General features: G+C 66.8%; 6 protein-coding genes. 5 read left to right on the forward strand and 1 reads right to left on the reverse strand.

The window, feature by feature from the left end; all coding sequences use genetic code 11:
• The 4 genes from Q9Q40_14230 to Q9Q40_14245 form a co-directional block, all read left to right on the forward strand.
• Positions 1–353 (forward strand): hypothetical protein (locus Q9Q40_14230; GenBank protein MDQ7008375.1); only part of this gene is annotated, 353 nt, incomplete at its 5' end.
• A 5-nt stretch (positions 354–358) separates the two neighbouring features.
• Entirely contained in the window at positions 359–1774 is a 1416-nt protein-coding gene (locus tag Q9Q40_14235; protein MDQ7008376.1) for a thrombospondin type 3 repeat-containing protein, read from the forward strand.
• A gap of 259 nt (positions 1775–2033) precedes the next feature.
• Complete coding sequence (locus Q9Q40_14240) at positions 2034–5627, forward strand: FG-GAP-like repeat-containing protein (GenBank protein ID MDQ7008377.1); 3594 nt, start codon at positions 2034–2036, stop codon at positions 5625–5627.
• Positions 5624–7027 (forward strand): sigma-54 dependent transcriptional regulator, encoded by a 1404-nt coding sequence (locus Q9Q40_14245; protein MDQ7008378.1) that lies wholly within the window; start codon positions 5624–5626, stop codon positions 7025–7027. Before Q9Q40_14240 ends, Q9Q40_14245 begins: the two co-directional genes overlap by 4 nt.
• 108 nt (positions 7028–7135) lie before the next feature.
• Here Q9Q40_14245 and Q9Q40_14250 read toward each other — a convergent pair whose 3' ends face one another.
• Positions 7136–7903, reverse strand: a complete 768-nt coding sequence (locus tag Q9Q40_14250; protein MDQ7008379.1) for a response regulator transcription factor — start codon at positions 7901–7903, stop codon at positions 7136–7138.
• 399 nt (positions 7904–8302) lie between these two features.
• On the opposite strand from Q9Q40_14250, the gene Q9Q40_14255 reads away from it, so the two are divergent.
• On the forward strand, positions 8303–9143 hold an 841-nt coding region (locus Q9Q40_14255), incomplete at its 3' end, for a hypothetical protein (protein MDQ7008380.1).

The following is a 9143-nucleotide window of genomic DNA, read 5'->3' on the forward strand; positions in this document are numbered from 1 at the left end:
ATGTCGGCGACACCGGCATCTGGACGCAAAACGCCGAGACGCTGATCGGCGGCGCCGGGTCCGGCAACGAGGTGAAGGACTTCGGCGTCAACGGGATCTGGATCGATGGGGACTACACCCAGAGCGTGACGGTCCGGGACACCTTCGTCTGGCAGGAAGATCCCTCCCTGCGGCACACGGGCAAGGGCATCGTGATCCGGAAGGAAACTAGAACCAACGCACGGGTCACCGCGACGCTGGAAGGCAACCGGGTGCAAGCGGTGGAGGTGGGGGGGCGGAGGCTGACCCGGACGTTACGTACTACCAGGACACCGCCGGCGATCTCCCTCCGCGCAAGGGATACGAGATCCTGAATCCGATGCCCGGCAACTGGTGGATTGTTGTAGACACGGGGACGGATGTGAATCCCGGCGAAGACGGCATCCTGACCAAGTCTACCTCACGGGCCGACGTGCGTTTGAAGTCCTGGTTCGATCCTGCCGACACGACCCTCGGCGCACCAGTCGTCCTTCTGGCTGAATTGCAGGATGGCGGTATTCCGCTGACCGGTGCGACAGCCTGGGCCACGATTACCGATCGGCAGGGTACCGAGCACGATGTTTTTCTCAAGGATGACGGTGGCCCGCCCGATACTGTCGCCGGTGACGGGGTATACAGCGGGAACTACATCTACACGTCCGTGTCGGGGATTCACTCGGCCGAGGTGCGGGCCGAGGGTTTCAGGCTCGACGGGCAGGATTTCCGCAGGACGAGCTACGCGCCGCTGAATGTGTCGAGCGACCGGATTTCCCTGGACGACATCTACTCTGATCGCCTCGTGGATACCGGAGGCACGGCTGCTGCGGATTTCCTGGAGATCGATGTGCAGGTGACAGTGCATCAGGCGGCTTCCTTTCATATCACGGGTACGCTCTCGGAGTCTCCCGCGGCCGCCGGCGAATTGGCCCATGCGACCACCGATGCGGGTGTCCTGGTCCCGGGGGTTCACCTGTTGACGCTCCGATTCGACGGGCCAACCATTCGCGCGTCGGGAGTCGATGGCCCCTACTGGCTTAGCCGGGTAGAGCTCGTCAATGTTGACGAAAACTACGCATCGTGCGACTCGAGAACGGACGCGTATGAGACGGGTCCCTATGCTGCCACGGACTTCGAATTTGGGGATCTCGACGAAGATGGAGTCGCCGACGACGCAGACAATTGTCCGCGAGTCTCCAACGCCGATCAGGGCGACCTGGACGGAGACGGCAGCGGCGACGCCTGCGACAACTGTCCGGCGGTGCCCAACGGTGACCAGGCCGATCGTGACGGGGATGGAGTCGGCGACGCGTGTGATGTCTGTCCGGAAACGCCGGATTCGGCCCAGGAGGATCGTGATGGCGACGGGACCGGGAACGCCTGCGACAGTGACGCCGACGCGGACGGGATTGCGAACGCGCAAGACTGCGATCCGCTCGACGACACGCGATGGTTCCAGCCGAGCGAGGTGACCGGACTGATCGTGCTGCAAGACAATCTGACGATCCGTTGGGATCCACAGACCGCCGATGACGGATCGATCGTGACCTACGACGCGATCAAGGGTGACGTGGCGGACCTCGAGGTGAGCGGACGATTCGACGACGCGCTGTGCTTGCTGCATCGGGGGTCGGCACCTGAGACCACCGATGACCATACGCCAGTGGCGGGCAAGGCGGTCTACTACCTTGCTCGCGCTCGTACCGGCTGCGCTGAAGGAACGTGGGGCCTTGACCGTTTCATCGACGCTTGTCCGTAGGAGCGATGGAAATGGAGGCGTCTTTACCAAGGAAAACCCAAAACCATGCACGGGTATAGAATGTCGCCAGGCCACGGAGCTTTTCAGGCGGGTTGGTGCCGCCCCGGTGGGGCCCTGCCCGTCGCCGGCCGGGAGGGGCGGTGGTGTTTTCTCTCCGCGGCCATGGGGCGCCGGGGGACGCCCGGCGTAGAAACCGCGGAGAAGGCGGGCGATGGGATCTTGGCGATAGTCGATCGGCTCCCTGGCGGCGGTGCTGGCGGTGTTCGCCGCCGGGGCAGCGGTCGAGGCGACCGGGCTCGAAAGGGGCGGGGAGGGGCTGCGGGGCCGTTGGGTGGAGGTCCTGCCCAAGGTTCTCCACGGCCCCCTGGTCAGCCCCGACGGCTGGCTCTGGGTGGCGATCACGCCTCGTAAGGTGTTGCGGACACGGTTGCCGCTCGATGAAACCCACCCCGACTGGCTGGAAGCGCGACTGCCCGGAGATCTCGAGGTCGTGGATCTCGCCACGATCCCCGGAGGAGACTTGCTCGTAGCCGCCATCAATGGGATCTCCGGGCGTAACGAACTGTGGGCCGTCGATGGCGATCACACCTCCTGGCGGCGGCTCCGCTCCCCTCTCCGCTATGGTATCCGGGACGTGGAGGTCGGGCCGGATGGCCTGTACTGGGTGATCGGCCACTGGCGGAACCTCTACCGGGGAGACGGCGAGCACTGGGTCAAGTTCGTGCCGCCGGTGGCGCTGCATGTGCAGAAAGTCGTGCCGCTCCCTGAAGGGGGCGTGTGGATCATCGCCGAATCCCGTTCGCTGTACGCGGTTGTGCTGTGGGATGGTGCGGCCTGGTCCATCCGCTGGCAGGGACCGGCGAGGCGGCTTTCGCCACTGTGGGTGGTGGGCCGGGACCTTGTGGTTTGCATGAATAGCGAGGTGGTGCGTATTCCCGCCGATCCCGTGGAAACTTCGGTCCGGCTCCCGGAATTCGACTCGCCTCCAGGTACCCGTTTCGCCGGCGGCAAGACCTACGGCTGGGGGTGGATCGTCGGCGACAGTGTGGTGGTCCACCAGGGGGCCGACGGGCGGCGCAGGATCTTTCGTACCGACCCCGCGGCCCTCACGGACGTCATGGATACCGGGGCCGATCAGCTTCTTGGCGTCGTCCAGGGCAGCGGCATGTTGCTTTTCGAAGAAACCGCCGCGGCTGAGGAAGGCGCTCGAAAATTCTCTCGCGTCGAGGTTTTCGGCGCGGTCCTCTTCGAGAGCGCGGTGGTAGCGCTGGGCGTGCTCCGCATCGCGGGACGGGAGTGGGTCTACGTGGTGGACGCCGAGGGCCCCAACGAATTGCGCAGCTTGCCGATGGTGACGGTCGAGCGACCGTTGGGCCAGGACGCCGGGTATCGGGAGGCTGCCGCGAGCCGTGGGATCGGCGGGGGTTACGGCGATGACCCCACCGAGGCGTACACCTATGACAGGTTCGCCCTGGCGGCGGATCTCGACGGGAACGGTGCGGAAGACGACGTGGTCCTCTTGCGTATGTACGAGGCCAATCGCCTTTTTCTCGCCGGGAGGGCGGGAAGCTTCCGTACGGTGTTCGACGCGGCGGTGGCGGGACGCATGCTCGACGATACCGTCGGGGGCTGCCTGTTGGACGCCGATGGCGATGGTGATCTCGATGTCTACGTGGCCAACCTCCTGACTTCCGATCGCCTGCTGCTGAACAACGGGCGTGCCGCCTTCGAGACGGCGGGGCCCGAAGTCGGCCTCGACACCGTCGATGGCAGCGAGGCGGTGGTCTGCACCGATCTCGACCAGGATGGCGACATCGACGTGGTGGTCGCCACGATGGGGCGTGGGCTGGTCTTCCACGAGAACCTGGGGGCCCCGGGGGGGCGGCCGCGTTTCGCCACTCTGCGCTTCCTGGCGGGTCGGCCCCCGGGACCCCGCGCCCCCCTTTCCTCGTGGGATATGAGCGGCCTGGTCAGTGCCGATTTCAGCGGCGATGGCAGTCTCGAGGTCTATGTGGGCGTGTCCCACGGTTGCGACCTGGTGCTGAGGTGGAACGGCGCCGGCCGGCTCGAGACCGTTCCCGTCGCCCGGGAGGGGCCCCTCTGCGGCTCCACCATGAGTGCCACGCCGATCGATGTGGACGGGGATGGAAGGCTCGAGCTTCTCGTGCTGACCGATGGCGGCATCTGGCTGGCCGATGGGTTTTCCAGCCAGGGCGTGCCCGAGACGGTGAGTTCCGTAAAAGGGCTCGCGGCGCTCGGCCAGCCGCGTGCCGTGATTCGAGGTGATTTCAACGGCGATGGAACACTGGACGCCCTTGTCGGCGGGGGCAACGGAGCCACCGCTCTGCTGGCCGGCGGCGGTGGCCCTGCCGCACGGCTGTGCGCGCGGCTGACGGGTCCGCCGTGGAATCGAAGCGCGGTTGGAGCGCAGGTCCGGCTCCGCCGGGAGCGGGACGGGGCCTTCGTCGCTCTGCGCCAGATCGGCGGCGCGGGTTTCAACGGCCAGGATAGCAAGGATGTGTGTTTTGCCGGCCTCGAGGCGGGCGGGCGGTACGAGATGGTCATCACGTTGCCGGGGCCGGTGCCCCGCACGGTGGTCCGTTCGAGCGCTCCGGGCCGGGTGGAGGTGGCTCTCTCCTCCGGCACTCTGCCCGACTGGCTGCGGGCGCCGCTCTACCGGCTCGAGAGCTTCACCGCGGAACGCTGGAATTTCAGGTGGCTGCTGGCCACGATCGGCCTGGGGTTATTCGCCTTCGCGGCGGCATGGGCCCTGGCTCTGGTTTCACCTCTGGGAATGCCGGGTTTCCGCCTGGCGGCGTTCATGGGTGGGCTGGTGGTGGCACTGGCCTGGCTGGCCTGGCTGACGGTTCCCCTGGACGCCGGCTGGGTGGCGATCGGCGTGACCCTGGCCGCCGGACTGGGGGGTGGTGGCCTGGGACTCCTGTGGGTCGTCACCAGGAGGCGTCTTTCCGCGGTGCAATCCGCCCAGGTCGAGCTGTTCGAGAGGCTCAGCGTTTTCAGACACAACGAGACGCCGCGCAAGGTCGCCGACCGCTTGCGCTTTTTGTGTACCAACCTGCGTGGGACGAAGGTCGATGCGGATCGGCGCAAGGTCGCCCTGCTGCGCCAGGACGTCGACGCCTACGCGTCCATCGTACTCGGTGAGTTGAGCGCGATGGCCCGCATCGCCCGCATCGCGGGAGTTCCCGAGGAGTCCCGGGGGGCGGGGCTGGAGGAAATCCAGCACTCCCTGCGGCGTCTGTGCGAGAAAATCCTCCGTCGGCGCGAGATTCCGAGCGACGCGGAGCTCGGTCGCCTCGAGCGATGGCTCGCCGTCGCCGATCAGCGCCTCGAGGCCCTCGGGCACTTCGCCGCCGCCCGCCTGCGGGTGCGTCCGGTGCCGCTGATCGAGTCCTGGTTGTCCACTCGCGCATCGCGCACCTCGCTCCACATCACGCCCCTGTTCGAAGTGGACGCGGACATGGAGGTTCTCATCACCGCCGACGAACTCCAGCGCGTTCTCGACATCTTGCTGGAAAATTCAGAGAGAAGCATCGGCCAGCACGGTGGCCCGAACGACATTCGGCTCAGGGTCAGGGCCGCGGATGGTGGCGTTGTCTGCATCGACTTCGAAGACCGCGGGCGCGGCGTTGCGACGGCAATGAAGAGGCGAATCTTCCAGCCCGGCGTCTCGGGATTCACCGGGGGCCACGGCTACGGCCTGGATTTTGCAAGACGCAGCCTCGGCAAGTTCGGAGCGAGTATCGAGGAGGTCGGCAGGGAGGGCGAGGGGGCGTGCTTCGTGGTGACGCTGAAGCGGGTGGGTTCATCCGGGAGCTGGAGCCAACCATGACCAAGAACCACATCCTGATCGTCGACGACGATGCCGAGTTCCTCGAGCGCTTTTGCGTGTTCGGCGCCGATGCCTTCCAGGTGACCGTGGCCCACAGCGGGGCGGCCGCTCTCGAATTGGTGGAAGCCGTGCGGCCGGACGCCATACTGCTCGATGTCTCGCTGGGCAGCGAGCCGGACGGCCTCGACGTCCTGCGCCGGGTACGCGCGAGACATCCCGATCTGCCGGTGATCATGGTCTCCGGCGACGATCGACCGGAGACGGTGGTCGCTGCCATGCGCGCCGGGGCCACCGACTACGTCTCCAAGCATCCCAGGATCGAGCTGCTGCGCATTCGTGTGCAGAAGGCCCTCGACGACCTGGCCTGGAAGACCCACGCTCGAGACCTCCAGGAGGGTTTGGGCGGGGAACTGATCGGCTCGGGACGGGCGATGAGCGATCTGCGGGAAGAGATCGGGCGCGTGGCGGCCCGCGACGTGCGTGTGCTGATCGTCGGCGAGAGCGGCACGGGCAAGGAGCTGGTCGCACGGGCCTTGCACCGGGCGAGCAGCCGGCGCAGCGAGCGCCTGATCACCTTCAACAGCGCCAGCGGCTCGGAAGGCATGATCGACGCGGAACTCTTCGGGCACGAGAAAGGCGCCTTCACCGGGGCCGAGAAGCGCAAGATGGGGCGCTTCGAACTGGCCAATCGAGGCACCTTGTTTCTCGACGAGATCGGCAAGATGCCCGCCGCCCACCAGGCCAAGCTGCTGCGGGTGCTCGAGAGCGGATGCTTCGAAAGGGTCGGCGGGGTCGACCCGGTCACCGTCGACGTGCGTGTCCTGGCGGCGACCAACGAAGATCTCCCCGGACGGGTCGAAGCCGGTAAGTTTCTCAAGGACCTCTACTATCGCCTCGACGAATATCGGCTGGAGGTTCCGCCCCTGCGCCGTCGCCGGGAAGACATCCCGGAACTGGCGAGCGAGTTGCTCCGGCGCTTTGCCCGCCGGGAGGCCATCGAAGTGCCCCCCCTCACGGAAAGCGGCTTGATCGCCCTGCTGGAGCACGACTGGCCCGGCAACGTCAGGGAACTCGACTCCGTGCTGAAGCGAGTGGCGATCCTGGCGCCCCACGAGCCGATCCACGGTGCGGCGATCCGCAAAGCCCTGCGCAACGGCGGCTCGTTGGGGAACGCCGGGATCGACGGTGTGCTCGAGCCCGCGTTCTCGGAACTGGCCGGTCCAGGCTACCAGGCGGGCCGGGATTCCCTGCTGGCAGCCTACGATCGGTGGTCGATCGCCGACGCCCTGGAGCGGAGCGCCGGCAACGCCACCCAGGCCGCCAAGGCGCTCGGTATCTCCCGCGCCAGCCTCTATCGGCGCCTCAACGAACTGGGCATCTCCGCCAACAAGAGCCGGTAAAACTGTCCGTTCTTCGCGACGGGTCTGTCGCAGCCCTGCTACAGGTGACCGGTGGAAACCCGCCGAAGGGCGGGTTGAGGGATTTTTCCGCCGTGGAGCATCAGCCGGTCAGGCCCGGAGGCGATAGCCCACCCCGACGACGGTCTCCAGGCGGCGGGCCTCGCGGCCGAGTTTGCGCCTCAGGCGGTGGATGTAGACGTCCAGCGTGCGGAGACGATTGTCGCTCTCCTCCTCCCACACCTCCCGGGCCAGGGATTCGCGCTTCTGGGTGCGTCCGGCCCGTTGCAGGAAGAGGGTCAAAAGGCGGCACTCGGTGGGGGTGAGGATCGTCTCCTCACGGCCCACCAGGAGCCGGTTTTCGGCCGGGAAGAGGGCCAGCTCGGCGCAGCGGAGGGCCGTGCCTTCGTCGAGCTGGGCCTGGGCCGTGGCCCGGCGCCTGAGGATGCCTCGAACCCGCAGGACGATTTCCCGGGTCGAACAGGAAGGATCGACCACGTCGTCCGCGCCCAGCTCGAAGGCGACGATGCGATTCGTCGCGTCGTTCCCCTCGCCGAGCAGGACGAGGGGCAGGAAAAGGGTGGAGAACTCCGCCCGCAGCCGGCGGCAGAGGTCCAGGCCGTCCATGTCGTCGAGGGTCATCGCGGAGAGCACGAGGTCGGGTGGAGAGACGAGGGCCCGGGCCAGGCCCTGCTCGCCGTTCTGAAAGCAGTCCACGCGGAAGCCCGCTCCTTCCAGCAGGCCCACCAGGCCCTGCGGCACCTGGTGTCGGCGATGAAACAAGGCGATCTTCATCGGTGCCCGGCCTTCCTGGACCCGGCGCCGGAGTGACGGTTCGATGGGGGCCGTGTTCTGAACATCATGGATTTCGCTCTGCACGCCGTTCTCGTTTCGTCATCCGCGCGGTGGCCCGGGCCACCACCCGTCCCGACTTCAAGCTTACGAGTCTGCAAGTTACCAGCGCCGGGTTATGACCGGGTGACGCCCTGGTAACGAAGGTGAAACGACGATCCCGCCGCGGGAAAGGGCTTCCCGGCCGCCAGGTCCCGATCCGCCCGGTTCGCAGGATGGTGACGGAGGTGTCAATCCGTCGTAAGCCGGCGCCGGTACTCTTCCCCTGCGAGTAGACGGCCGTGGCCGTGGCGACGGCGGGTCTCTCGGCACAGGGGTTCGCCGCAATGCATTTCGACAGGTAGCAGACAGGCAAGGGACTCAAAAGAGCGGAGCCACCGAAGCGACTGGCAGCCCATCCGCGGTTCCCGGGAGGAACGAAAAGAGATGAGAACGAGCGTGAAAATCGGCAAGATTCTGTGGATCACGGTGGTGGCGCTGGCCGGCCTGGTCCCGGCTCTGGCCGCGGACATCTTCGTGACCAGCAACATCTCCGTGAGCGAGACGTGGACCCCGGACAATGTCTACATCCTCACCGACGTGATCTACGTCACCGACGGGGCCACCCTGACCATCGAGCCCGGGACCGTCGTTCGGGGCGAGACCGAGTCGGCCCCGGGCGCCAACGATCCCGGCACCCTGGTGGTGACCCGCGACTCGAAGATTCGGATTCTCGGAACCGAACTCGAACCCGTGGTCTTCACCGATCTCTACGACGACAACATCGGCCACGATCCGGGGACCTTCCCTTACGACTCCCTCGAGAACGCCATCGAAGAGACCGGCAACTGGGGCGGCCTGATCGTCCTCGGCCGCGGATGGGTGGCCAACAACACCGCCGCCGGCCCGGATCCCACGCGGGAGGTGCAAATCGAGGGGCTGACCGCCGCCGGCGGCCTCGGCTTCTACGGCAACTGCGCGGCGGTCCATCCGGGCGATCCTCTCGCCGACCCCTCCTGGTGTGACGACGACGACAGCGGGACCGTGCGCTATCTCTCCATCCGCTACGGCGGTTTCAACCTCTCGGTGGACAACGAGATCAACGGCCTGACCCTCGGCGCGGTGGGCCGGGCCACGGACTTCGACTACATCGAGGTGTTCCAGAACAAGGACGACGGCGTCGAGTTCTTCGGCGGCGCGGCCCAGATCAAGCACCTGGTCTCGGTCAACGTGGGCGACGAGCTGGTGGACTACGACGAGGGCTGGCGCGGCCGGATCCAGTACGTCT

The organism is Acidobacteriota bacterium, from assembly GCA_030949985.1.
Taxonomy (GTDB): Bacteria; Acidobacteriota; Polarisedimenticolia; order J045; family J045; genus JALTMS01.

What these genes read in the sequence shown, in the direction of transcription:
- Q9Q40_14245 (MDQ7008378.1), top strand. Translation starts at nt 5,624, where the DNA reads ATGACCAAGAACCACATCCTGATCGTCGACGACGATGCCGAGTTCCTC.
- Q9Q40_14235 (MDQ7008376.1), top strand. Translation starts at nt 359, where the DNA reads ATGCCCGGCAACTGGTGGATTGTTGTAGACACGGGGACGGATGTGAAT.